The 23326-nt window shown below is 67.6% G+C and carries 20 protein-coding genes, 1 tRNA gene and 1 pseudogene; 12 read left to right on the top strand and 10 right to left on the bottom strand.

Going from position 1 to position 23326, the window contains the following annotated elements; all coding sequences use genetic code 11:
* Nucleotides 1–47: 47 nt before the first annotated feature.
* The 3 genes from ACIBX3_RS02210 to ACIBX3_RS02220 all read right to left on the bottom strand — a co-directional run bounded on the left by ACIBX3_RS02210 (nucleotide 48) and on the right by ACIBX3_RS02220 (nucleotide 1921).
* Nucleotides 48–713: an AIM24 family protein gene (locus ACIBX3_RS02210; protein WP_397112173.1), complete on the bottom strand. Its 666-nt coding sequence runs from the start codon at nucleotides 711–713 to the stop codon at nucleotides 48–50.
* Nucleotides 714–827: 114 nt separating this feature from the next.
* The gene (locus ACIBX3_RS02215; protein ID WP_397112175.1) at nucleotides 828–1463 is read right to left on the bottom strand and encodes a tetratricopeptide repeat protein; all 636 of its coding nucleotides are present in this window, start codon (nucleotides 1461–1463) and stop codon (nucleotides 828–830) included.
* Nucleotides 1464–1528: 65 nt separating this feature from the next.
* A complete protein-coding gene (locus ACIBX3_RS02220; protein WP_397112177.1) occupies nucleotides 1529–1921 on the bottom strand; it encodes a response regulator transcription factor in 393 nt (130 codons plus the stop codon).
* A 116-nt stretch (nucleotides 1922–2037) separates the two neighbouring features.
* Here ACIBX3_RS02220 and ACIBX3_RS02225 point away from each other — a divergent pair.
* The 3 genes from ACIBX3_RS02225 (at nucleotide 2038) to ACIBX3_RS02235 (ending at nucleotide 3140) form a co-directional block, all read left to right on the top strand.
* A tRNA-Arg gene (locus tag ACIBX3_RS02225) sits at nucleotides 2038–2109 on the top strand.
* Between the two features lie 263 nt (nucleotides 2110–2372).
* Nucleotides 2373–2645 (top strand): hypothetical protein, encoded by a 273-nt coding sequence (locus ACIBX3_RS02230; protein WP_397112179.1) that lies wholly within the window; start codon nucleotides 2373–2375, stop codon nucleotides 2643–2645.
* A gap of 150 nt (nucleotides 2646–2795) precedes the next feature.
* Nucleotides 2796–3140 (top strand): YbaB/EbfC family nucleoid-associated protein, encoded by a 345-nt coding sequence (locus ACIBX3_RS02235; RefSeq protein WP_397112181.1) that lies wholly within the window; start codon nucleotides 2796–2798, stop codon nucleotides 3138–3140.
* A gap of 38 nt (nucleotides 3141–3178) precedes the next feature.
* On the opposite strand, the gene ACIBX3_RS02240 is transcribed toward ACIBX3_RS02235, so the two are convergent.
* The 3 genes from ACIBX3_RS02240 to ACIBX3_RS02250 all read right to left on the bottom strand — a co-directional run bounded on the left by ACIBX3_RS02240 (nucleotide 3179) and on the right by ACIBX3_RS02250 (nucleotide 8702).
* Nucleotides 3179–4132 (bottom strand): hypothetical protein, encoded by a 954-nt coding sequence (locus ACIBX3_RS02240; protein ID WP_397112183.1) that lies wholly within the window; start codon nucleotides 4130–4132, stop codon nucleotides 3179–3181.
* A 13-nt stretch (nucleotides 4133–4145) separates the two neighbouring features.
* A complete protein-coding gene (locus tag ACIBX3_RS02245; protein ID WP_397112185.1) occupies nucleotides 4146–4574 on the bottom strand; it encodes a hypothetical protein in 429 nt (142 codons plus the stop codon).
* 423 nt (nucleotides 4575–4997) lie between these two features.
* On the bottom strand, nucleotides 4998–8702 hold the full coding sequence (locus tag ACIBX3_RS02250) for a hypothetical protein (RefSeq protein ID WP_397112187.1): 3705 nt from the start codon (nucleotides 8700–8702) through the stop codon (nucleotides 4998–5000).
* 215 nt (nucleotides 8703–8917) lie between these two features.
* On the opposite strand from ACIBX3_RS02250, the gene ACIBX3_RS02255 reads away from it, so the two are divergent.
* Nucleotides 8918–12358: a family 16 glycoside hydrolase gene (locus ACIBX3_RS02255; RefSeq protein WP_397112189.1), complete on the top strand. Its 3441-nt coding sequence runs from the start codon at nucleotides 8918–8920 to the stop codon at nucleotides 12356–12358.
* Nucleotides 12359–12444: 86 nt separating this feature from the next.
* Here ACIBX3_RS02255 and ACIBX3_RS02260 read toward each other — a convergent pair whose 3' ends face one another.
* Nucleotides 12445–13002, bottom strand: a complete 558-nt coding sequence (locus ACIBX3_RS02260) for a CGNR zinc finger domain-containing protein (RefSeq protein WP_397112191.1) — start codon at nucleotides 13000–13002, stop codon at nucleotides 12445–12447.
* A 168-nt stretch (nucleotides 13003–13170) separates the two neighbouring features.
* Between ACIBX3_RS02260 and ACIBX3_RS02265 the strand changes: the two genes are divergently transcribed.
* The 5 genes from ACIBX3_RS02265 (at nucleotide 13171) to ACIBX3_RS02285 (ending at nucleotide 15678) form a co-directional block, all read left to right on the top strand.
* Nucleotides 13171–13548, top strand: a complete 378-nt coding sequence (locus ACIBX3_RS02265) for an ATP-binding protein (protein ID WP_397112193.1) — start codon at nucleotides 13171–13173, stop codon at nucleotides 13546–13548.
* A gap of 304 nt (nucleotides 13549–13852) precedes the next feature.
* Nucleotides 13853–14719, top strand: coding sequence for a bile acid:sodium symporter family protein (locus tag ACIBX3_RS02270; protein ID WP_397113369.1), 867 nt, complete (start codon nucleotides 13853–13855; stop codon nucleotides 14717–14719).
* A 107-nt stretch (nucleotides 14720–14826) separates the two neighbouring features.
* Nucleotides 14827–14964 (top strand): hypothetical protein, encoded by a 138-nt coding sequence (locus ACIBX3_RS02275; RefSeq protein WP_397112195.1) that lies wholly within the window; start codon nucleotides 14827–14829, stop codon nucleotides 14962–14964.
* 124 nt (nucleotides 14965–15088) lie between these two features.
* Nucleotides 15089–15541, top strand: coding sequence for a hypothetical protein (locus ACIBX3_RS02280; protein WP_397113404.1), 453 nt, complete (start codon nucleotides 15089–15091; stop codon nucleotides 15539–15541).
* Between the two features lie 5 nt (nucleotides 15542–15546).
* Nucleotides 15547–15678 carry a hypothetical protein gene (locus tag ACIBX3_RS02285; RefSeq protein WP_397113405.1) on the top strand — a complete coding sequence of 44 codons (132 nt, stop codon included), beginning with the start codon at nucleotides 15547–15549 and terminating at the stop codon, nucleotides 15676–15678.
* Here the strand turns inward: ACIBX3_RS02285 and ACIBX3_RS02290 are convergent.
* A pseudogene (locus tag ACIBX3_RS02290) lies at nucleotides 15649–15939 on the bottom strand (MBL fold metallo-hydrolase); the annotation flags it as partial. The gene ACIBX3_RS02285 and the pseudogene ACIBX3_RS02290 sit on opposite strands and share 30 nt — an antisense overlap.
* A 289-nt stretch (nucleotides 15940–16228) precedes the next feature.
* Here ACIBX3_RS02290 and ACIBX3_RS02295 point away from each other — a divergent pair.
* Entirely contained in the window at nucleotides 16229–16567 is a 339-nt protein-coding gene (locus ACIBX3_RS02295; protein WP_397112197.1) for a MiAMP1 family antimicrobial peptide, read from the top strand.
* Between the two features lie 333 nt (nucleotides 16568–16900).
* Here the strand turns inward: ACIBX3_RS02295 and ACIBX3_RS02300 are convergent, their stop codons facing one another.
* Together ACIBX3_RS02300 and ACIBX3_RS02305 are read right to left on the bottom strand one after the other, a co-directional pair.
* Nucleotides 16901–17974 (bottom strand): GlxA family transcriptional regulator, encoded by a 1074-nt coding sequence (locus ACIBX3_RS02300; RefSeq protein ID WP_397112199.1) that lies wholly within the window; start codon nucleotides 17972–17974, stop codon nucleotides 16901–16903.
* Nucleotides 17975–18138: 164 nt separating this feature from the next.
* Entirely contained in the window at nucleotides 18139–21642 is a 3504-nt protein-coding gene (locus ACIBX3_RS02305; protein WP_397112201.1) for a tetratricopeptide repeat protein, read from the bottom strand.
* Nucleotides 21643–21854: 212 nt separating this feature from the next.
* Here ACIBX3_RS02305 and ACIBX3_RS02310 point away from each other — a divergent pair, with 212 nt between their 5' ends.
* Complete coding sequence (locus ACIBX3_RS02310; protein ID WP_397112203.1) at nucleotides 21855–22943, top strand: DUF5937 family protein; 1089 nt, start codon at nucleotides 21855–21857, stop codon at nucleotides 22941–22943.
* A gap of 27 nt (nucleotides 22944–22970) precedes the next feature.
* Nucleotides 22971–23273, top strand: a complete 303-nt coding sequence (locus ACIBX3_RS02315; protein WP_397112205.1) for a hypothetical protein — start codon at nucleotides 22971–22973, stop codon at nucleotides 23271–23273.
* Nucleotides 23274–23326: the final 53 nt, after the last annotated feature.

A 23326-nucleotide genomic window follows, 5' to 3' on the forward strand; every position in this document is an offset into this window, starting at 1 on the left:
CCCTCGCGCGCCCTCGTGTGCCGGGCACGCCGGGAACATCATGGGTCCTACGACGTGGTCACGATGGGAGCGCCCTCACTGGCCTGCACCAACACGAACCCCTGCCCTCTGAACGCCAACTGCATGGCCTCCCCGCTCCCCCGCCCGATCAACGCCCCCACCTTCATCGTCCTGTTGACCCCGACCTGCAACCCCGTGCTCCAGCAAACCGCCGACTGCCCATCGGCGAACGTCGGCATGCGGGCCACGTCGAGCAGCACCGGCGTGCCGTGCGTGGTCACCGCCACCCACCCGGTCCCCGTGACCGTCGTGTTGAACAACCCGCCGGCCGCCACCCCGGCCCCCTGAACCCGCTGGATGTCCCAGGTCAGTTGCGGCTGAAACGCCAGCAGGTTGCGCCCGTTGACGGTCAGCCCATCGTTCTCCAGGTAGAACAAATGGATGTCGTCGGCATTGTCGGCGAGGTAGAGCAGCCCTTCACCGCGTACCCGCATCAGCGACGCGCCCTCGCCCGTGACGGCCTTCTTGAACAGCTTGCCGAGCCCTCCGGACCCCTCGTAGTCGAAGTCCATCTGCCCCTGGAAGGCGACCATCGAGCCTTGCTTGGCGAGCACCTCGTGAGGCAACTGCACCCGCAACATCTTGCGGTTCTCCAGGGCGAACCCACCGGGCAACGGCTGACCTTCGAGGTTGCCGAAAACTGAGCTGCGCACGTCTCAAACCCTTCGAACGGGAGCGTTGCCGCCAGCGTACGGAAGAACCACTGCATCTGCGCACGCGCCACTTCCACCAACCACTACACCTGCGCGCGTCTCTTCGACCAACCACTACACCTGCGCGCGCGCCTCTTCGACCATCCGCAGGATCCCCATGGCGCCAGTGGTCTCGGCCAGCGCGTGGGCCTCGTCGAGCAGCCGCGCCGCGTCGTCCGGCCGCCCATCCCCCGCCGCGATGTACGCCAGCCCCACCAAATTGGCCGCCACGCCGGGCAAGAACCCGATCTCGCGCCGCAGCCGTACGGATTCCTCGAGCCGTTGCCCGGCCGCCTCCAGCCGTCCCGCGACGTGCTCGGCGAAGCCGAGGTGGCGGAGCACGTACGAGTGCGTCAGCCGATCATCGGCCCGCACCGCGAGTTCCTGGGCCCGCTCGAAAACCGGCACCGCCGTCCCGTGATCCCCCCGAACGACCTGATGGAATATCCCCACCCACAGCAGCGCCTCCGCCTCGCCCCGGACATCCCCCACCGCCCGGTACAGCTCCGCCGCCCGCGCGAACAGCCCCAGCTCCCCCGCGTCCTCCCCCTGCCCGTCGAGGAACCGCGCGTGCGCGATCCGCCCCCTCGCCAGCGCGAGATCCGCCTCGACCCCGTTCAGCCCCCGGTCGGCATCGTCCAGCCCGCCCGCGTCACCCCCGAAGACCGCCCGCTCGTACAGGTCCCTGGCCCGCTCGATCCGCTCGTCCACACCGACCACCATCCCGCCCGAGCAACCGCATCAGGAAACCATCAGGTCCATCACCCAGGGGGCGATCATCGCTGAGCTTGGGCCCCAGCGGCCAGATCCCGCACCACCTGGATCAACTCCGCCGGATCGAAAGGCTTGGTCAAGTAGGCATCAACCCCGATCCCCTGCCCCCGCCTCTTGTCGTCATCCTGTGCCCGCGCCGTGATCAACACCACCTTGATGTGGCTGGTGTCCTCCTCCGTACGCAACTTCTCCGCCGTCGTCCACCCATCCAGGAACGGCATCATCACATCCAGCGTGATGACATCGGGCATGACGTCCCGCACGCGATCAAGACAGTCCTGCCCATCGGTGGCGGTCTCGACCTCGAACCCCTCCAGGTTCAGGTTGACCGCGATGAGCTGACGGATGACCTCGTCATCGTCCACGACCAGTACTTTGCCAAGAACCTCGCCCACGGGCGCAAAGTTAACGTGTAGCGGGGCCGTCACGGGTGGTTTTCACGGGATGTGTTCGACGAGCGTTATCTGGTGCAGAGTGGTGCTGAGATGCTGGTAGCCTTGTCACGCATCGAGCCCCGTTAGCTCAGGGGATAGAGCACCGGCCTCCGGAGCCGGGTGCGCAGGTTCGAATCCTGCACGGGGCACGCGGCAAATCTGCGCAGCGGGCACTCTTCCCATCCAGGGACAAAGAGTGCCCGCTACTGCTTTGTCGGGGTTGATTCGCCAGGATCCTGCGGGCAATCTCAGGCTGTTTGCCGTGGATCATCGTCGTGCCGGATCGGCTCGGCGCCGGCAACGTGCCGCACTCCACCACATTGATCAAACTGGTCAGGCGGGCAGGGCCGGAGCGCCACCATCGCGACCCACACGCTCACCGATGTGACCGCGATGATCCGCAACGCCCGCCGTGCCGTGGCCCGCCGCCCGTCAGGCCGCCCCCGCCACCTGGTGGCCCACCTGGAGCGGACGGTCGCCGGAGCACCCCATCCAGTTCGGCTACACCGTCCTGATCGCCGAAGACGATCGCGGATGCATCGCCTTCCCCCAGGTCAGCAAAGGCAACCCGGCAGACGCCGGCCAGCTCTCACCCGCCGTCGAAGGCGTCATCGAGGCGATCGGCCGCATCCCGGCAACGGTGGTCGGCGACCGAGGCTTCGGCGCGGCGACCAAAGGCGAATGACCTCACCACAGTCCACGTGACCTGCACGGTCATGTCGATGGTCGATGACCGCGTCGCGACTGCCGATGCCGGCTCCGGACTCCCGTTATGTCAGGAACTATATCTTTGTGGCTGTTGCAACTTATGTGACTATTGGATGGATAATGCCTCATGGCTGAACGCGATCTTCACACCGGAGACCTCGAACTCGACCGGCTCATGGCGGAGTTCAAGGCGAACTCCCGGGAGTTCTCCGATGTCATCGGCATGGCCGGAGAGGTGGTCGGCCAGGCGGCGAGTCCAGATGGCAAGATCAAGGTGAAGGTCTCGTCCTCGGGAGAGCTGATCGCTCTCCACATCGATCCCAGGGCGATGAGGCTGGGCTCGCAGGAGCTGGCCGACGCGATCATGGACCTGTCGCGCCGGGCGACAGCGGAAGCGGCGCGGCGTCTCATGGAGGTGACGCGGCCCTACCTCGAGGACGACCGGCCGGGTGAGCCACGCCGACGCCGATAGCCGGCGTGGGCTCGCGGTCCGGACTCAGGCCTCATCACTCATTTGATACGCGGGATGAAGCTGCGCGTCCCATGAATGAGGAACTTCTGGTACATCTCCTCCTCGGTAAGCCCGCTCTCCGAACCGGGCAGGGGATTGTCCCCGTGCTGCGCGTCCAAGGCCATCGAGTACGTGGTCGAGGCAGCCATCCGGGGGACGAAGCTCCCGGTGTTCAGTACCATCCCGTTCGACAGGGGGACGTTGGTGGCGACGGACCGCAGCCCCGGCACCTTCGCCATCAGCGCTGTCCCGCCGTCGATGACCCCGTCGAAGACCATGTTCGCCACGAAGTGCTCGCGGAACGCGGTGAGGTTGTAGCCGGCCGACCTGACGTCGTTGCCGGACAGGTCTGTCTTGATCCCGCCCAGGTAGTTGAGCCCTAGGGGCAGCGCCACCTCGCCCGTGGCATACGCCACGCTGTCGGCGACCCAGTAGGAGAAGGTGGGCAGTAACAGGGTGACGAAACGGTGCGCGGTCAGCCTGAGCAGGATCGCCTGTCTCTTCATGATGGCCTGAAAGAGCTTCCAGGTGAGCACCTGGTATCCGATGGTGAACATCATGTCCACGGTCATGATCCAGCACAGCACGTTCAGCGCGTGGTTGATCTTCTCGATGACATCGGCGTAGGCGCGGCAGGCATTGGCCGCGTCCCGATGTTTCATGGAGACCGCGAAGACCGCTGGGCCGTATTCCTCACTCCAGAACTTCTTGAAGGCGTCGACCGCTTCGTCGGAGCTTTTCTGCCAGACGATCTCAGCGGCCGCGTTCGCCTCCCGGAAGTGCTGGTCGATCGCATCGGCGATCTCGTCCAACACGTCGGCCGCCTCGCGGATCTTGTCCGGATCGCCTTCGAGATAGGAGACGCCGAACAGGAACTCGGGCGCCAGCGCCCCTGCCAAGCCGGCACCGGCCATTCCGCCTAGGGCGACCTTGGCCCCGAGCCCGATGGGCATATCTGTCTCCCTCTCAAGCCCGCTCTACCGGGGTGGTGGGTACGCTGATCTTGTCGTTCTTGCGCTTAGCGAACTCGACCAGGTCCTTCAGGAATTCGTTCTTGTCGACCATGCTGGCCCAGTCGGCCGCCTTCACGTTCTTGCTCATCGCCACGACGGCGGAGCCGATGTGCTTGTACGCCTCGCCGAGGTTCTCCAGGGCCTTGCTCAGGTCCTCGGAGGCACTGTCGAAGCCTGGGTGACCGTCCCGGCCCCTGCGGAAAATCTGGGCCGCCTCGTCGCTCGCCGGGTTGCCGAAGTAGGGGATGAGCGGGTCCAACTGCGTGCGGAGTCGGCTGACACTCCGGCCGAATTCACCGCCCTCAGTGTGAATCGCCTTGCCGCTGCTCTCCATGCTCGAATGGTCGATTTCCATGGTGGCCCCCTCCACGATGTTGATCACGGCCAGTCTCTGAACGCCTTATTACAACGAGATGACCCTTCGGTTGCCATTGTGCCCTGTGTGATCCAGGAGGTGCCAGTGTCCTCGGCAGGCCAGCCCTCCTCAGCCGCCGGCCGCGAGATCGGGGGCCTGAGGAACGCCGGGGAATGAGGAGGGCGAGCCGCTCGGCGATCTGCTGCCGGCCCAGGTTGATGCGCCGTACGGCCCCGCCGCTGCCCGACGATCTATACATAGGTGTCCGGACTCAAGATCGGTCGTCCCGCCGTCGACCATGACGAGAGCCGAGGTGGAAGCAGGGTGCTGGCTACCCCTGAATGACGCCGCCACCGAGCTGATCAGAAGACGTGCCGGTGGCCGTCGCTCATGAGTTCACGGTCCTTGAGGTCGTTGACTTCGGCGGAGAATTCTGGCCGCAAGGGTGGACTAGGGGCACACCTGCCGGAATTCCTCCCCGTGGACATGGTGCTGCCACTCGGCGCGGGTGAAGGAGCGGCCCGCGATGGCGCATACCCTGGCGGCGGGGTCGGCGGGCGCGGCGACGTTCCACAGCCGCAGCGTCCTATCGGCGCTCACCGTGGCAAGCGTGGTCCCGTCCGGGCTGTAGGCGACGTCGACCAGGTTTTTCGTGTGACCGGTCAGCGGGGGGCCGATCTGGTGGAAAGTCCGTACATCCCAGAGTCGTACGGTGCGATCCGCCGAGGCGGTCACAAGGGTCGTGCCGTCGGGGCTGAAGGCCATCGCGGCGACGGCGTTGGCATGACCGGTCGGAATGGCTCCGATCTGACGATGGCCCGCCACGTCCCACAGTCGTACCACGCTGTCCGATCCCGTGGTGGCCAGGAGCTTTCCGTCGCGGCTGAAGGCCAGCGCAGTGTGGAGGGCCGTGACGCCGACGGGCAGAGGGGCTCCGATCTGGCGGTGCGTGGCCACGTCGAACAGCCGTACGGTCCGGTCGTTGCCCGCCAGTGCCAGGATGGCGCCGTCGGGACTGAACGCCTTCGCGAAAACGAGATCCGTGTGGCCGGGGACGGTGATGCGGGGACCGATCTCGCGGCGGCCCATGACGTCCCAGAGTCCGATGGAACCGCCGGGTATCGAACCGGCGTAGAGCCTGCCGTCGGGGCTCAGCTCTCCGTTCGGGCGAAGGGTGGCGGCGGAGCCGGTCTGCCGGCGGGTGGTGGCGTCCCACAGCCGTACGGTGCCGTCGGTGCCGGCCGTGCTGAGCGTCCTGCCGTCGCGGCTAAATCTGATCTTGATGATGCCGGCCCAGTCGTCGGGCGCCGGGTCGTCCTCGGGTTGCAGGCGGCGGCCGGATTCGCGCCAGGTGGCGATGTCGTAGAACCGGGCGGCGCTGTCGTCGAGGCCGGTGCCGATGGCGACCGTGGGGTCGGAGGCGGCCAGGGTCTTTCCGTCCGGGCTGAAGGCGACATCGTACGTGGCGGGCATCGCGACGCCGATCTGCCGGTGCACCCTCGGGTCCCACAGCCACACTTGGCCGTTCATGTCGGCGGCCGCGAGAGTCGCCCCGTCCGGGCTGAACGCCATTTTCTTGGCGCTGAACCGCCTGCTGGTCAGGGGGTCGCCCACCTGTTGGCGGCTGGTGGTGTCCCACAGCCTGGTGTAGCCGTCTCCCCCGTTGGTGGCCAGCCTCGTCCCGTCCGGGCTGAAGGCGACCGCGTCGAAGCCGAGGCTGCTGCCGGTACCCCGCAGGACGCCGCCGATCTGTTCGCGGGTGGTCAGGTTCCACAGCCGGAGGGTGTCGTCCGTGCTGATCGTCGCAAGGGTTCTGCCGTCCGGGCTGAGGGACATGCCGGTGATGCCGTTGGTGTGCCCGGTGAGCGCCTTGCCGATCTGGCGGTGACTTGCGGTGTCCCAGATTCGTACGGTGCCGTCGGCCCCGGCGGTGATCAGACGTTTCCCGTCCGGGCTGAAAGCCATCTCCCTGGTGGAGCGGTCGACGGACTTGCGGGCGCGGCCCAGGGCGGCTCCGGCCTGACGGCGGGAGGTGGTGTCCCACAACCGTACGGTGCCATGGGGAGTCGAGGTCGCGAGGGTCCTGCCGTCGGGGCTGAACGCCAGCGCCGTCACTCCTTCCTTGGTGTCCATCGGGCCGCCCAGCGGTCGGCGGGTGGACACGTCCCAGAACACGACGTCGGTGAAGCATGCCGTGGCCAGGACCCTGCCGTCGGGGCTGAAGGCCGCCTCGAATCCCAGGGCGCACAGCCCCTCATGGGTGATCGGGTCGCCGAGTTGCCGGCGTGTCGCCGCGTCCCATAACCGCACGACACCGCCGTTGTCTCCGGTCGCGATGATCGAGCCGGCGGGGTTGAACAGCAGCTGGGTGATGAGTCTGGTCTGCGCGGAGAAAATCCCCCGGTCCGCGTGCACCGCCATGTCGAGCAGGCGGTGACGGGTCCCGGGAGTTCGGGCCAGCCGCCACGCCGTCACGGCCTGCAGTGCGGACGTGACCGGATCGTCGGTGACCTCGCTCTCCGCGTCGAGCTGGCGCGATACCGCCAGTTGTCGCTGCTGGACCGCCAGCCGGCGCTGCTGGTCGGCGTCGTTCGCGGCGTTCACGGCGACGCCGGCGGCGAGCAGGGCGACCACCGACAGCGTGGCGAGGCCGGCCATGATGGCGGCGCGGCGGCGGCCCGCCCGCCGTGCGGCCCGGGCGGACGCCGCGACGAAGCCGTTGACGGTGGGGCCGGGCGGCGGGAAGCTGCCGGGGTCACGGTCCCAGCGGGGCCTGCTGTCCTGTACGGCCAGCAGCCGGGCCCCGCGGTAGAGGAAGGCGGGGTCGCGGTGGTGCTCGGCCCATCGCGCGGCGTCCTCGACGAGCTGGTCGTAGACCGCATGCGCGGTCAGGTCGGGTTCGAGCCACTGCCGCAGGGTGGGCCAGGTGGTCAGCAGGGCGTCGTGGGCGATCTCGACGCTGTCCTCGTGCAGCGTGAGCAGGCGCTGGTCGGCGAATGCCGATAACAGCTCCTCGACCTGGGCACGCCGCTGCGCCGAGTGCGCGGACGCGGCCGCGTGGATCTCGGCCGTCGTCACCCGGCGCCGCGTCATCCGCCCGCCCGCGGCGATCACCGTCATCCGCCGGAAGATCCGCAGCGCGGCCTTGCGGTCCTCCGGTGGCAACCGCTCGAGCACCTCGTCGGCCGTGCGTTGCACCGAGTAGCGGACCTGGCCGGAGTCCTCGTACCCCCGGATGGTCAGCCTGCCGTTCTCGCGTCTCTTCCAGGTGTTGAGCAGGGCCTGTGACAACAACGGCAGGGAGGCGGCATCGAACCCGTCATCAGGGGAATCGCCCGTGGCGCGCAGCTCCCGCAGGATGGTCTCCACGAGGCCGGGTTCGATCTCCAGGCCCACCGCGGAGGCGGGGCCGGTGATGGCCAGCCGGAGATCCGGCTCCGTCATCGGCTCGACGATGACCTGGCCGTCCTGGATGGCCTCGGCGAACTGGGGGTAGGCGGCGCAGCGGTCCCAGTAGTCCGCGCGCACTCCGATGATCACTGCGGCTTCGGGGCCTTCGGCCATGGTGTGCAGGACCCGTACGTAGGCCTGGCGCTCCCGTTCGTCCCTCACCACGGTGAACAGTTCCTCGAACTGATCGACCACCAGTACGAAGCGCCCGGTCTGCGCGAGAGCCGCCTGCGGGTCGTCCCGAAGCGTCTCGTACACGGTCTCGGGGTGCCCGCCATGCGTCTCGGCCCATTTCCCGGCCAGCGCGCGCAAGGGGGTCGAGGTCGGCGTGACCAGCAGCCGCGGCCACGCCTGTGACTCGGGCACCGGCAGCGTCCCCTCCGCCAGCGCCGGCATCAGCCCGGCTTGCAGCAGCGACGACTTGCCCACCCCAGAGGCGCCCGACACCAGCAGCACGCACCCGCGCTCCCGCAGCCGCGGGGCGAGCCGCTCCAGCAGGTTGCGGACCGCCCTCCGGCGCCCGAAGAACAGCTCGCTCCTGTCGCTCTCGAACGGCACCAGTCCCTGGTACGGACACACCCCGTCCTGTTTCGGGGACGAGCGCCGCCGTACGCCGGGTGCCTCCCGCCGCCCAAGCCCTTCCACGACCTGTGCCCGCACCCGTGCCAGCGCTTGCCGCAGGCCGTTCAGCTCCCCCTTGGCCATGGTCCTCATTCTCGCCACGCACGACCACGCCGATCAATCGTGCTGTGTCTTCATCGAGAGCCGTCGCGATGCGTCCGCTGTTGCGGGTCGTTCCGCGCCTTCCGCCCTGACAAGTCACGACTTTCTTCGATTTCTGGCGAAAGAGTATGGGCAAGTCGAAAATCTCGCTTTATATTACGGCGCAGAGCAGCGTTAATCCATTCACGTTCCAGCGAATGAGACCCGGCATCCGCCGATGGATCGCAGCCGTCCCGGCGATGCCGTACCCCCACACCAACGCCGAACGCGGCACCCTCACCGAGTTGGGACAGGTCATGCGGAAATTACCCCTGTTATCCGTCTTGCTGATCATCGCGCTCTCGTGCCTCGTCGTACCCGCTCAAGCGCACGCGGCGGTCCCGCCGCAGGAGCCGGGCATCACCCTGCGCACCTACGACGTCCAGGTCGAACTGTCCAAGCTCTGCACGCTCAAGCCCGGTCAGACGCCCAACGTGGACAAGCTGATGCCCACCATCGACTGGGCCTCCGACGCCGACTTCGGCCTGGGCGACATGTTCGTCACCGAGGCCATCGGCAACATCGACATCCCTGCCGCAGGCACGTACGAGTTCCGGCTCACCAGCGACGACGGCTCCCGGCTGCGCATCGACGACACTGTCGTGATCACCAACGACGGGCGGCACGGGCCGGTCGCCGTGGACGGCACCATCACTTTGACCACCGGCTACCACGCGCTGCGCGTCGACCACTTCGAGCACCTGTACGGCCAGCAGCTCAAGCTGGAGTGGAAGCCACCTGGATCCGCGGAGTTCACCCTCGTACCGAACTCGGTGCTGAGCACGGACGCGGACGTGGTGCGGGTCACCGCCCCCGGGCGCAAGGAGTGCGAGAGCGGCGCCGACTCCCCCGGCGACGGGCTGCCGCTGGAGTCGGTACACCCCGACTTCACGCTCACCGACCTGCGCCCGAACGGTTTCCAGCCGCAGGTGACCGCGATGGACTGGCTGCCCGGCGGCCGGTTGGCGATCGCCACGTGGGGCGGCTCGGAGACCAAGCTCGGCGAGGTCTATCTGCTGGGCAACGTCACAGGCAAGACCTCACCCGCGCAGGTGACCACCAAGAAGATCGCCGGCGGGCTGCAGGAGCCGATGGGCATCAAGTACGTGGACGGCAAGCTCTACGTCTCGGAGAAGTCCCGGCTGGTGGAGCTGAACGACACCAACGGCGACGAGGTCGCCGACAACCTCAGGACCGTGGCGAGCTGGCCGTTCGGCGGCAACTTCCACGAGTTCGCGTTCGGGCTGCTCTACCGTGACGGCCACTTCTACATCAACCTCTCCGTCGCCATCAACTACGGCGGCGCCACCACCGACCCGCAGCCGGCGAGGGACAGGGGCACGACCATCAAGGTCAACAAGGCCACCGGCGAGGTCGAGTACATCGCCGGCGGTCTGCGCACGCCCAACGGGCTCGGCTGGGGTCCGGCGGGCGAGCTGTTCGTCACGGACAACCAGGGCGGCTGGCTGCCCGCCTCGAAGCTGGTGCACATCAAGAAGGACCGGTTCTTCAACCACTACACCAACCCCGAAGGCCCGTTCGACGACAACCTGGTGAGCCCGCCCGTGCTCTGGCTGCCGCACAACGAGATCGCCAACTCCCCCAGCACCCCGCTGGTCATGAGGCGGGGCAGGTTCGCGGGGCAACTGCTGTTCGGCGACGTCACCTACGGCGGGATCCAGCGGGCCTTCCTCGAGAAGGTCAACGGCGAGTACCAAGGCGCGGTCTTCCGCTTGACTCAGGGACTCGAGGCAGGGGTCAACCGGATCAGCCTGGGTCCCGACGGCGCCATCTACGCCGGAGGTCTCGGCGCCGGCGGAAACTGGGGCCAGCCGGGCAAGCTCACCTACGGCCTGCAGAAGCTGACCCCCGGCGGCGACGAGGCGTTCGACATCCTGAAGATGCGCGCCATCGAGGGCGGCTTCGAGCTGGAGTACACCCAGCCGCTGTCGGCGGAGACCGCCACGTCGCTGAAGGCCAAGTATCAGGCCACCCAATGGCGGTACGCCGCGGCCTCCACCTATGGTGGCCCCAAGGTGGACGAGGAGCCGCTGACCGTCACCTCCGCGAAGCCGGCCTCCGGCGGGAAGAAGGTCACGCTCAAGATCGCGGGCCTCAAGCCGGGGCGCGTGGTGCACCTGCGGTCACCGCGTCCGTTCAGCTCGGCATCGGGGCAGTCGCTGTGGAGCACCGAGGCCTGGTACACGCTCAACTCGATGATCGGCGGCCCGACGACGGACACCACGTACGAGGCGGAGAGCGCGTCACACAGTGGGGGCGCGAAGCTGGGCACCGACCATCTGAGCTACTCGGGAAGCGGCTTCGTCGACGGCTACTGGACCGCGGGAGCGACCACGCGGTTCGCCGTACGGGCAGCCGAGGCCGGCACGTACCACGTGGGCCTGCGCTACTCCAACGGCCCGGACCCCGCACCCGGCACCAAGTCGCTGAGCGTGTACGTCAACGGGACCAAGGTCAGGCAGGTGCCGCTGCCCACGACGGAAACGTGGGACCTGTGGGCCACCCGGATCGAACCGCTCGTGTTGAAGGCGGGCGCCAACACCATCGCCTACAAGTACGACAGCGGCGACGCGGGCAACGTCAACCTGGACTCCATCACCGTGGCCGCGCGACCGGTGCTGGAGGCGGAGAACGCCTCGCTGCGCGGTGGCGCGAAGGTGAGCACGAACCATCAGGGCTACACCGGCAAGGGCTACGTCGACGGCTACACGACCGCGGGCGCGAGCACGTCGTTCACCGTGCGGACGGACGCACCCGGCACGCACAACATCGGACTCCGCTACGCGGCCAACGCCGGCATGTCGGTGAGCGTGTACGTCAACGGTGACAAGGTCAGGCAGGTGCGGCTGGCCGGTACCGGCGGCTGGGACGCCTGGGCCGTCCAGACCGAGGCGCTCAACCTGAAGCGGGGTTCGAACAGGATCGCCTACAGGTACGACTCCGGCGACACGGGACAGGTCAGCCTCGACCACCTCACCGTGTCGAAGGCACAGCGGATCACGCTGTTCGACGGGTCCAGCCTGGCGGCGTGGGAGAAACGGGCCGGCGGGGCGGCGACCTGGCCGATCGCGAACGGCTCCATGGAGTCCTACGGCGGCGACATCCGCACCCGGCAGACGTTCGGCGACTTCAAGCTCCACGTCGAGTGGTACGAGCCGGACTACCCGCCGGACGTGACCGGGCAGCAGCGCGGCAACAGCGGCGTCTTCCTCCAGGAGCGCTACGAGGTGCAGGTCCTCGAGTCTTACGGTGACACCACACCGGCCGCCAACGAGGCGGGCTCGATCTACTCCAAGCGCGCGCCCGACCGCAACATGGCCACCGCCCCGGGCACGTGGCAGACCTACGAGATCACCTTCCGCGCGGCCCGCCACACCAGCGCGGGAGTGAAGGTCGACGACGCGCGGGTGACGGTCGTCTGGAACGGCGTGGTGGTGCACGACGACGTGGCCATCGACGGCGGCACAGGCGACAACATCCCGGAGAGCGCGGCGTCGGGCGGGATCCGCCTCCAGGACCACGGCGATCCTGGAGAGAATCCCCGTTTCCGTGACGTGTGGATCGAACCCGTCTCCTGACTTCATCCGGCGCGGCAGGCCGTCCCGCCTCTGAGCGTGGCCGGCCTGCCGGGCCATGAGAGCGCCGCGCTGACCACTGCGCGGGATCAGGTCGCGGCGGCTGTCTGCGCCTTCTTCTTGCGAGCTCGGTAAGCAGCCGCCTTGATCTTGTTGCCGCACGACTCCATGCCACACCACTCCCGGCGCCCGCCCCGAGACCGGTCGATGAAGATCTTCGTGCACTCGGGGTTGGCGCACTCCTTCATCAGCGGCACCTCCGGCCCGCTGAGCAGCTCGATGGCATGCCGGGCCACCGTGGACAGCGCCTGCGCCGGGGTCGCCTCCACCCATCGCCCCTCGGCCGTGAGCTGGAGGGCCGCCGGCGGCTTGCGTGCCGTCTCGTTCACCAGCGCGAGCGCCTCGCCGTCATATCCGTCACCGGCGAGCCGGGCGGTGACCAGCGCATAGATGGCCTCCCGCACCGCCACCGCCTCGACCAGGTCCGCTTCCCGGCAGGGAGACAGGGCGTCGACGATGCCGGACTCCACGTACCACGCATCGAGCCGGTCGGGGGCATCGAGCGTCTCGAAGCGCGCGGTGCGACGCGCGTGGAGCGTGCAGGCGAGGTCGAGCGCGGGATTGCCGCACAGAAACACGTGCTTCACATCACCAGTTTGATAGGTGACTCAATACCATGCAATCGCCCGGTCCGAGACACAGGCACACCGCCCTCCAGCGCCTGCTCCGGCCGCAATCCGTTTACAGTCACGTGCCTGGGTTACACGATAGGACCGCGCATTACGACAATCTGCGGCAGATGGGACAGGATCACCATGAGGGAGCTTGAGTTCCACGTTCCCATCAACGGCGATCTGGCATCCCTGCGCGCTCTCGTACGCGAACTCGCCATGAAGACCGGGCTGTCCGATGAGCGGACGGATCTGGTGGTGCTGGCGGTCAACGAGGCCGTCACCAACGTGCTTGACCACGCCGGCGGTGATGGCATTCTGCACGCCCGCAGCGACCACCACGGCCTGACCATCACCGTCACCGACAGCGCCGGCGCCTTACAGGCCCGCGATCTCCACAACACCCCTCACCCCAATCCTTCCCGGGGCATGGGATTGTGGGTTGTTCGCCGCGTATGCGACCGTGTCACGCTCGATCACCCTGATGGCCACTCCCGCCTGCGGCTGTTCATCGACGCCTAGCGCGATGACGCACAGCTCTCCGTCGAGCAAGGCGACCAGCAACCGCAGGCGGCCGGGATCGGACAGGAGCCCGAACACAGGTCAGACGCCTCAGTGCCACCACGGGGGCCATGGCCGGGCACTTCACGCGACAGACCGATGTGGACCGGTGTGTTGTGGCGGGAGCAGGAGCAAGCACTTGGGGAGGTCACAAAAGGGGGCGCATGTATTGATCGGTGCGGGATCGGACTGTTAGACAAGGTCAGCGGTTCTCGCCCTTGAGGAACGGTGGTCCCCCGTGCAGCAGTCCGTTCTCACCACAGTCATGCTTCCGGCCGCGCTCGTGTTGATCATGTTCGGACTGGGCCTCTCCCTCGCACCGCGAGACTTCGCCCGGATCGCGACCCGCCCCAAGGCGGTGGTCATCGCGCTGGTCGCGCAGGTGCTCGTGCTGCCGGCCGTCTGTTTCGGGCTGGTCGTGCTGTTCGGATTGGAGCCGTTGCTCGCCGCCGGCATGATGCTGTTGGCAGCCTCGCCCGGCGGGACGACCGCGAACCTCTACAGTCACCTGTTCGGCGGCGACGTGGCGCTGAACGTCAGCCTCACCGCTGTGAACTCGGTCCTGGCCGCGTTCACCCTTCCCGTCGTGGTCAACCTGTCGCTGGACCACTTCGTGGGATCCGGACCGGACATCGGGCTGCAGGCCGACAAGGTGGTGCAGGTCTTCGCCATCGTGCTCGTGCCGGTCGCGGTCGGCATGATCGTACGACGCTTCAGCGTGACGTTCGCGGACCGGATGGACAAGCCGGTCAGGATCCTGTCGGCGATCGTGCTGGCCGCAGTGATCATCGGGGCGATCGCCCAGGAGCGGGAGCGGCTGGGCGGCTACATCGCCTCCGTCGGTCTGGTGACGCTGCTGTTCAGCGTGATCAGCCTCACCATCGGCTACTGGCTGCCGCGGCTGTTCAACGTGGAGCGTCGTCAGGCGATCGCGTCCGGGATGGAGATCGGCATCCACAACAGCACACTGGCCATCACGATCGCGCTCAGCCCGTCGCTGCTCGCCAACTCGACGATGGCGGTGCCGCCCGCTGTCTACGGCGTGCTCATGTTCGGCACCACGCTGGTCTTCGGCTACCTCGTCAGACGCCGCGTCACCGAGCCCGGCGAGCAGGTGACGGCAGGCACCTGAACGCCAACCCCATCATGGCTGCTCCATGGCAGGAAAGGCGCGAAGGTTGGCTGTCAAGCCTCTCCTCCCGCGCGCATGCGCAACGCCATAGTTGACGACGAAAGACTGTGTTGGAGATCGGACACTCCATCGCCGCCTCGGAGCACCTTTTCGACGTCGGTCTGATCGCCGGCTCGGGCATCGGACGGCTGCGCATAATGCGCGGCGGCCGGATCACCGCGGCCAAGGCCATTATTCTGCTCTAATAGCCGGGTCTGGACCTGCACTCCGGCGGCCAGGCCCGAAGCCTTCTCCATCGGTCGGCGTTTCGATCACCGATGTGACCGTGCGTTCAGCTCATTGATGAGTAGTGGAAGAAATGAGGAAAGCATGTCGACTGAGGAACTCCAATCGGCCGTCAGCAGTGCGAACTCCCGCTTATTGGAGGACTGCCTGGCGGAATGGTCACTGCAGAGCGGGATCGCCGTGGAAGTGTGGGCGCTGCCGAACGAGCGGCTTCCCTCCCATATCGCTGAGATTGTCCAAAGCACCGTCCGGGACGTTCTTCAGGATGTGGAACGGCAGGCGCGGGCCCGTACCGTTTCCGTCGCCCTCACCGTGGCACCCAGGGGCCTGCGGTTGACGATCAGCGAGGACGGCGGCGGCATAGCAGGTGAGCAGCTCAGCACCCTTACCGGACAGATGAGCATCAGGAGTGCCGGACTCGCAGCGCTGGGCGGCGGCCTCAGCATCAACAACGTGCCGGGGGAAGGCATCACGGTGAGCGCGGCCGTGCCTCGAAAGGCTCTCGCCTCCGAGTCCGGCGACACTTCGCGATCATAGTTGCCGTGGGTGAGCCCGATCCGGCCTTCGGCGAATGGCGGATTTCGAGGGACCACAAGCTCCGCGCCGACGGCCGCGAGCTTGCGGAAAGCACGCAGCTTCTCCTCGCGGTCGAGGTTGAACACACCGGGGAATGACCTGCCCATCCAGGCCACGGTGTCCCCCCTGAACAGCACGCCTGGTCCTGGAAGGTGGATCGCGATGCTTCCGTCCGTGTGCCCCGGGGTGGCGATCACCCGGGCCCCGCCGCCGAAGTCGATCAGATCGTGGTCCTCCAGTTCGCGATCGACACGGCATGGTGGCGCCGGGGGCAGCAGGTGAGCGCCACATGGGACACCGGGAAACCGGCACGTCAGCGGCCATGTCCAACAGCAATCCGCAACAGGTTGACAACCCACAGTTGTTTATCCGTGGCTTTACGCGCAGTGACGTGTGGTGTAACCGGGGTGCAAGTGACGGCCAAGTGTTGATCTATATGTTCCTCTCATCAGGAAAACCTACGAGAGGGACGGTCCCTTGCCCCGCTCCTGCGGCGAGTCCGAGCTTGTCGCCCGCTACCGAGCAGTCCGCGGCTGCGGCGTTCGGGCTCTCTGCCCGCGCGATCGGTGAGCGTCCTAGGAATTCTCTACTCGAAGTGATGTTACGAATACTTTTGGTAATAAGTTGAGACGCATCCGGAGGATCGCCGTGAAGAGCATCAAGAAAATCGCCCTCATCTCCGCCATCTCGGCCTCCCTGGTCACCGTCATGGGCGGTGCCGCCAACGCCTCGACGTCTGCGACCCCCGGCTCGATGTACGTGGCCTACGAAGGACCGGGCTTCACCGGCCGGACACAGGTCATCAGCACGTGCGGCACGACCAACCTCCGCTACCGCGGGTCGTACAAGTGGTACGGCTCCGGCCAGGCCGGCCGGATGCACAACCAGATCAACGCCAGAGGGCCGGTGCACTTCAAGCTGCCCACCAAGGGCAACGTGCAGCAGAAGACGGCCGTCGGCTGGAAGAGCATCTTCAAGGTGTGCTGACGCCCAGTAGTGGGCGTCAGTCCGTAATCCTCAAGGTGCCCGGTTTCGAACCCTGTGTTCATGCTGCGAAACTGTGAAATTGGTTCTGCATGGGGACACGGTTCGGCATTCCGGGCGCCCTTGAGGTGGTGCGTGATGAGGTCCCGGTGGCGTCGGTTCTGTCGCCTTGCGAGCCAATTCCGCCGCCGGTCTCACAGCCCGGCGATCGGCCCGCCATTCTGTTCGTCTGCGGTGACTGGCATGGAGCCGAGGCCTGAGCGCCGCCGAAGTGGTGTACCGCGCAGGAAGCCGAGATGGGCGAGGAGCAGGCATTGCCGGGGTGCGTCGGTGTTGTCAGCGGCGCTTGACCGTCCGGCGGTAGTCGCGCGGTGACACACCTCGCCGTCTGACGAAACGCTCCCGCAGAGCGCTGTCAGAGCTGAAACCGACCTCCACGGCAATCTTCCGGATCGGCAGGTCGGTGGTCCGTAAAAGCTCCTCCGCGCGGTCAAGCCGCTGTTCCAGTACCCATGCGTGCGGCGTGGTCCCGGTGGCTTCCCGGAAGCGACGGGCAAAGGTACGAGGGCTCATCATCGCCTGTCGGGCCATGTCGGCGACCGACATCGTGCGATCAAGGCGGGTGAGCATCCACTTGAGCACCTCGGCCAAGCGGGCGTCATCGCCGTCCGAACGTGCAGCGGCGGCATCTGCCGGAACAAGGCGCAGACAATGGACGTGACCGCTACCGCGACGCGGCGCGATCATCGCTTCCCTCGCCACGGCATCGGCTACCGCGGAGCCGTGCTCACGGCGCAACAGATGCAGGCACATGTCGATGCCCGCAATGGCCGCGGCGCCCGTCACGATGCGGCCCTCATCAACGTACAACGCTTCCGGGTCGACGGTGACCGCCGGATGGAGGCGGGCCAACTGTGCCGCGAACCCTCCGTTCGTGGCGGCTCGGTGCCCATCCAGCAGGCCGGTGCCGGCCAGCAGGACCGTACCCGTGCAGTACGCCGCGACGATGGCACCCCGCTGGTAGGCGCTTCTGATCGCCTCGACGACCGGCGCTTGCAGCATGAGCGGCCGGGAGTCGCTCGGCAGCAAGATGATCAGATCCGCGCTCGCCATCGCCTCAGGGCCATCGGTGATATGCATGAGCAGGCCGAGATCGGTGCGCAGCGGCCCGATCCGATCGGAGCAGACGGTGAATTCGAACGCCGGCAAACCCAACCGGGTCCAGTCGGCGAAGATATTGCTCACCGCGCTCACCCCGAATGAGCTCACTTGCTGCGTCGCATAGGCGACGACAGAGCGGAACGGTTTACGCGGCTCGGCGAGGTGGTACCGCCGCTGTATCAGCCTTGCGGTCGATCCGTGGGCAAGCACGTAGAAACCTCCTTTAAGGGCATATTCCGCGGTCACCACGATGCGAGCGTTCCGGCTGACGGCGCGGGCAGTGGCGCATGATGGCGCAGGCGCTGTGCGTCAGGCGTAGTGAGGCTCGACGGCGGAACGACTCCCCTATCGTTCACTTTTCAATGACCAACCCACGCCGAGCGTAACCACGCCCTGCCGGCTGTGCAGCAGTTTCAATCCTGCCTGAAACCGGGCTCACCGGCTTCAGGGCTCCCGATCACGGCGAAAAGGGCATTCGCCTGGCGCTGGAACGACATCGCGGCGGACCCGTCCCCCAACTCGTCCAGCGCGTCGCCGAGCGCTCGCAGAGCCCGTGCCTCACCCAGGCGGTGGCCGGTCTCGCGATGGAGCCGGAGTGCCTCGGTGGCCGGGGAGACGGCTTCGGAAGCGGCGGAGCGGGCCAGCCGGGCCCGAGCCAGCGCGGTCAGGGCGAGCCCTTCCAGCACCCGCAAAGAGCGGTCATGGGCGATCGCGCGGGCTTGTTCCGCGTGGACGGCGGCCTCGGCCGGGTCGCCGAGGCTCGTGCGGGCCTCCGCCAGGCCGATCAGGCTCACGACCTCGGCGTAGCGATTGTCTCCGCGCCGGGTGACCTCGAACGCCCGCTGGTGGTACTCCAGCCCCTCGCGCGGCCGGCCGTTACGGCGGTGGACCTCCCCGAGGACGTTCAGCGCATTCGCCTCCGCCAGGAGGTCGCCCATGTCCTCGCTCATCGCCAGGGCCTGCGTCGCGAGTTTGATCGCCTCGGCGTAATGGCCGAGATCGCGGTGCACAGCGGCGAGCACGTCCAGGCACGCCACCTCGACGCTGCGATCACCCCACTGCCTGGTGATGGACAACGCCTCGCGGGCATGCTTGATGGCCTCGTGGAGACTTCCGAGATCGTGGAGTGCCTCGCCGATGTTGCAGATGACGGGTCCGGGGTTGTCCTCGGTGAGATCGCGCACTCTCTCGAGGCGCTCGAGCGCCGGCTTCAGGCGCCCGAGCTGAAGATACACGGCACCCAGGTTGGTGAGGTACGACACCGGCTCCGTCCCCGGGTTGTGCCGTCGAGAAAGGGCGATGGCTTCTTCGAGGTGCTCGGCTGCCTGTCGCGGTCGTCCCAGGCGGTAACTGGTGTACGCCAAACCGCTGAGGATGGAGGCTTGGCACTGCCACCACGCCAGCCGCTCCCCCAGGCGGAGAGCACGCGTGTACAGCACTGTCGCCTGCTCGAGACGGTCCTGTTGGGTGTGGGCGTTGGCCAGGCTCGTCAAGAGCACGGCCTGGGCCGCGACCTGCCCTTCTGCCTCGGCCAGGGGGAGGGCCGCCTCTGCGCAGCCGAGCCAGTCGTCCAGCCGCCTGCTGCCCCAGAAGTGGCCACGCAGTGCGTCCGTCATCCGCCATGCCGTCTCAGGGGGGCCGTGCCGCACCGCGTGCCGGATCATCGCGACCAGGTTGACGTGTTCGGCCTCCAGCCAGGCCACGGCGCGTTCCTCGTCGTCGAAGTCCGCGGGTGTCACCTCACTCGTGAGCGGGGGCGGTGGCAGCCGTACGAAGAGGGGGTGCAGCAGGTCGGCGGCGGCCACGACGCTGTGGAGATACCACGCGCGCATGCGCTCCTGGGCCTGTCGCAAGTCGTCGGGGCTCTCATCGGCGTGGGCATGTTCGGCGGCGTACAGGCGCAGCAGGTCGTGGAAGGTGTAACGGCCTGGCCCGTACGGGTCGATCAGATGGAACGCAGCGAGTCTCTGCAGCCCTTGCCGCGCGTCCGCGACGCTGCAGCCGGCCAGCGCGGCCGTCACCGCGGGAGTGAAGTCCGTGCCCGGTATGAGGCCCAGAAGGCGGAACAGCCTGCGCTCCCCATCGGACAGCGCGGTGTAGGACAGGTCGAAGGTCGCGCGGATGGCGGCCGCCTCGTCGTCACCGGCCTCCAGAACGGCGAGCCGGTTACCCTGGCGCAGCTCCGTCACGTAGTCGGCGATGTTCAGGTGAGGGTCGGCGTCGAGGTTGGCCGCGGCGATCCGGAGCGCCAGGGGAAGGTGGGCGCACAGGTCGCCGAGCTCCGCATCCGCCTCCGGCGCTGCGCTGATGCGCTCCTCGTCCAGGAGCGATGCCAGCAGCAACCGGGTCTCGTCCGGCGAGAAGACGTCGATGGTGAGACGGTGCGCGCCGTCGCGGGCGGCGAGTCCGAGCAGCCGGCTGCGGCTGGTGATCAGCACCATGGACCCCGCGCCGGGCAGCAGGGGACGCACTTGCGCCTCATCGCGGGCATTGTCCAGCAGGATCAGCATGCGGCGCTCGGCCAGCACGGTGCGCAGCAGAGCAGAACGCCCGTCCACGCCTGCGGGCAGCCGCTCGGCCGCGATACCCAGCGCCCGTAACAACGCCTCCAGGGCGGCGGAGGGCTCCAGCGGGGCACCGGGCCCGAATCCCCGCAAATCCAGGTATAACTGCCCGTCCGGGAACCGGTCCTGAACCCTGTGGGCCCAGTGGACGGCCAGCGCGGTCTTTCCCACACCGCCGCTGCCGCCGATCGCGGCGATCACTACGCGGTGCGGCCGGCCGTCGGAGCCGGACAGCAACTTGTCCAGCGTCGCCAGCTCCGCGTGGCGGCCTGTGAAATGCGCGATGTCGGCGGGAAGCTGCCGCGGCCGCGTCGCAACGGCCTCGGCTGGAGACGCGGGCGGCGCGAGGTCGCCGGTGGGACCGGCACCGACCTCCTGGCGAAGGACGCGTATGTATGCGTCCTGGAGCTCGGAGCTGGGCTCGATGCCGAGGCTTTCCGCGAGCCGGTCGCGAAGATCGTCGTACAACCGCAGAGCGGCCGCCTGCTCCCCCGAGGCGGCCAGGGCGAGCATCATGCGCGCGTTCAGCCCCTCGTGCAGCGGCTCGATGTGGATCACGTCGCGTAGCCGCTCCAGGGCGGAGTGGTGGTGTCCGCGGCTCAGGGCCAAATCGGCGTAGTCCAGGACCGCGGTCAGGCGCTGCTGGGACAGGGCCACCACGACCGGGTGGTGCCGCGGGTGCGGAACGAGATCGGCCAGCGCCTCGCCCCGCCAGATCGACAGCGCCTCGGCGTAGCCGGCCTCGGCCGCATCGAAGTCGCCGGCGAGGTGGTGAGCCGCCGCCTCCGCCGCGATGTCCGCGAACTCCAGCTGATCGCTTTGCGCACTGCTCAGGGACAGGCGGTAACCCGCGCTGGTACGGCTGATCAGCGTTCCGGACACGCCGTGGCCGTCGAAGAACTTCCGCAGGCGCGACACGTACGTGTGGATGAGGTTGGAGTACGTCGCCGGAATCTGCTCTCCCCACAGGAAGTCGACGATCTCCGCCTGGGTGACGACGGCGTTGGCCCGCAGCGCGAGCAGCCCCAGGAAGCGGCGCTGCATCGCGGATCCCAGGTCGAGGGCCCGTCCATGCACATGAACGGCCAACGGCCCCAGCACGTCGATCCGCAGGAGCGCCTCTGTGGCCCGTCGCGACCCGATCCGGCCGTCTGCCGCCACTAGCTCGAGGTCTGCGGCGGACAACCCCGCCGCCTCGGCGAGCTTGAGAACCGAACGGGCGTGCGGGCGTTTGACCGTACCCTGCTCGATGCCGCGCAGCGTGCGGACGCTGACTCCCGCGCGGCCGGCCAGTTCCTCCTGCCCGATGCCTGCTCTCTCGCGGTACGCGCGCAGCAGTTCGCCCAATATCATGCGGTCCCTCAACGACCCGGCCTCGCCATGTTGACCAAGCTAGCTTTTCCAGCCCCATAACGCTTTGAATCTGCCGGTGTTTGCTGGCTTTCCCGCGATTCCGGCTCTGTCGGCGCAGGTCCGAGGGGGTGTCGCGCCGGAAGGCCGGCGTCAAGGTCGCGTCCAGTATCCGGCCAGGCCGTCCTCCTACGATCGACACATTGATGGGAGACATGATGTTGCGCATTCATTTCTCGACCGAGGACCTGCTACGGGTGCGCGTTCAGGCAGAGCCGGACGTGATGTGGGAGATCCTGCTGAGCTCACACATGGCACAGGAGAGGCATGCCAGCAGGGTGTTCGGCCCGTGGCGGCATGCGCTGCGCTCTGGGCCACCGGCGTCCTCTGCCGGGCTGTTGCGCACGTTGAGCAGGCCATCGGGATACTCACCGGACTTCCTCACCCCGCCGTCCGGCGCGACCGATCTCGAAACCGGGCTCGACCTGGTCATGAGCACGCCTCGCACGCGGCTTCGGGCGGACATGGGCCACCTGACGCGGCAGACGGGCCTGCCCCGGTGGGCGTCGGATGTCGCCGTGGGTGAGCCGAAGATGATGCGGCGGCTGGGTGACGCCCTCAGGACCTACTACGCGCGGGCCCTGCAGCCGTACTGGACCAACATCCGCGATCACGTGCGCGCGGATCGGCACAAGCGCATGGAGGCGATGGCGGACAAAGGACTGGAGCACCTGTTCCAGACGCTGCACACGATGGTGCGCTGGACAGCGCCCGTGCTCGAGGTCGACTATCCGGTCCAGCAGGACCTCCACCTGGAGGGGCGCGGGCTGACCCTCGTACCGTCAGTGTTCTGCTGGCCGGGCCCCATCACGCTGCTCGCCCAGTCCGGAACCCCTGTCCTGATCTACCCTGTCGAGCAGAGCCCAGCCTGGCTGTGGACAGCGCCAGGCGAACACGCCGGGCAGGACGGGCCGGCCGAGTCACTGATCGCGCTCCTGGGCCAAACCAGAGCCGAGGTCCTGCACGCGATCAGGGAGACGGACCAGGTGAACACCACCGACCTGGCCAGGACGCTGGGCATCTCGCTGGCCGGCGCCAGCCAGCATGCCTCCATCCTGCGCAATGCCGGCCTGGTCGTCACCGCCCGGCGCAAGGGCTCGGCCATGCACCAGATCACCGACCGCGGCGCCGCCCTGCTCTCCCGTGCGGCCCCACAACTGGCGATTCCGGACAGTCACCAGCGACGTCACTCCACCCGTGCCCGCGGCGAACAGTTCGTCCGCTCCTGCACGCTCAAGGAGTGACCGTTCGGTACGGCGGCCTCACCGACCATGGCCCGCATCAGTCTGGAGCCACATCACGGCGTTGAATCGCCGCCGCAGATCCGGCATGGCAGGAAGAAGGCGAAAAGTGGCACTTCTGCCTCTCCCCGGACGGCAGCGATGACTGGAATTCTTGTGATCACCCTTGCTCGCCTATCGGAGGAAACCATGCGACGTCTCATCGCAACATTGATTACTGCTGGAACCATCACCGCAGGTCTGGCGGCTGTCACCGCCGGGCCGAGCGCAGCCGACAGCGTGCGCATCACCGGCGAAAGCCCCGGCACAGGGACCGACAACCGCGACTTTTAACTAGTAAGCGCGCATTCGAGAAGATCGTTTGCGCGGGATCTCACCCATGTGTC

It is taken from the genome of Nonomuraea sp. NPDC049480, from assembly GCF_044465905.1.
GTDB lineage: Bacteria > Actinomycetota > Actinomycetes > Streptosporangiales > Streptosporangiaceae > Nonomuraea.

What these genes read in the sequence shown, in the direction of transcription:
- ACIBX3_RS02250 (WP_397112187.1), bottom strand. Translation starts at nt 8,702, where the DNA reads ATGGCCAAGGGGGAGCTGAACGGCCTGCGGCAAGCGCTGGCACGGGTG.
- ACIBX3_RS02305 (WP_397112201.1), bottom strand. Translation starts at nt 21,642, where the DNA reads ATGATATTGGGCGAACTGCTGCGCGCGTACCGCGAGAGAGCAGGCATC.
- ACIBX3_RS02235 (WP_397112181.1), top strand. Translation starts at nt 2,796, where the DNA reads ATGGCTGAACGCGATCTTCACACCGGAGACCTCGAACTCGACCGGCTC.
- ACIBX3_RS02315 (WP_397112205.1), top strand. Translation starts at nt 22,971, where the DNA reads ATGGCCCGCATCAGTCTGGAGCCACATCACGGCGTTGAATCGCCGCCG.
- ACIBX3_RS02280 (WP_397113404.1), top strand. Translation starts at nt 15,089, where the DNA reads ATGTCGACTGAGGAACTCCAATCGGCCGTCAGCAGTGCGAACTCCCGC.
- ACIBX3_RS02310 (WP_397112203.1), top strand. Translation starts at nt 21,855, where the DNA reads ATGATGTTGCGCATTCATTTCTCGACCGAGGACCTGCTACGGGTGCGC.
- ACIBX3_RS02255 (WP_397112189.1), top strand. Translation starts at nt 8,918, where the DNA reads ATGAGACCCGGCATCCGCCGATGGATCGCAGCCGTCCCGGCGATGCCG.
- ACIBX3_RS02270 (WP_397113369.1), top strand. Translation starts at nt 13,853, where the DNA reads ATGCTTCCGGCCGCGCTCGTGTTGATCATGTTCGGACTGGGCCTCTCC.
- ACIBX3_RS02240 (WP_397112183.1), bottom strand. Translation starts at nt 4,132, where the DNA reads ATGCCCATCGGGCTCGGGGCCAAGGTCGCCCTAGGCGGAATGGCCGGT.
- ACIBX3_RS02265 (WP_397112193.1), top strand. Translation starts at nt 13,171, where the DNA reads ATGAGGGAGCTTGAGTTCCACGTTCCCATCAACGGCGATCTGGCATCC.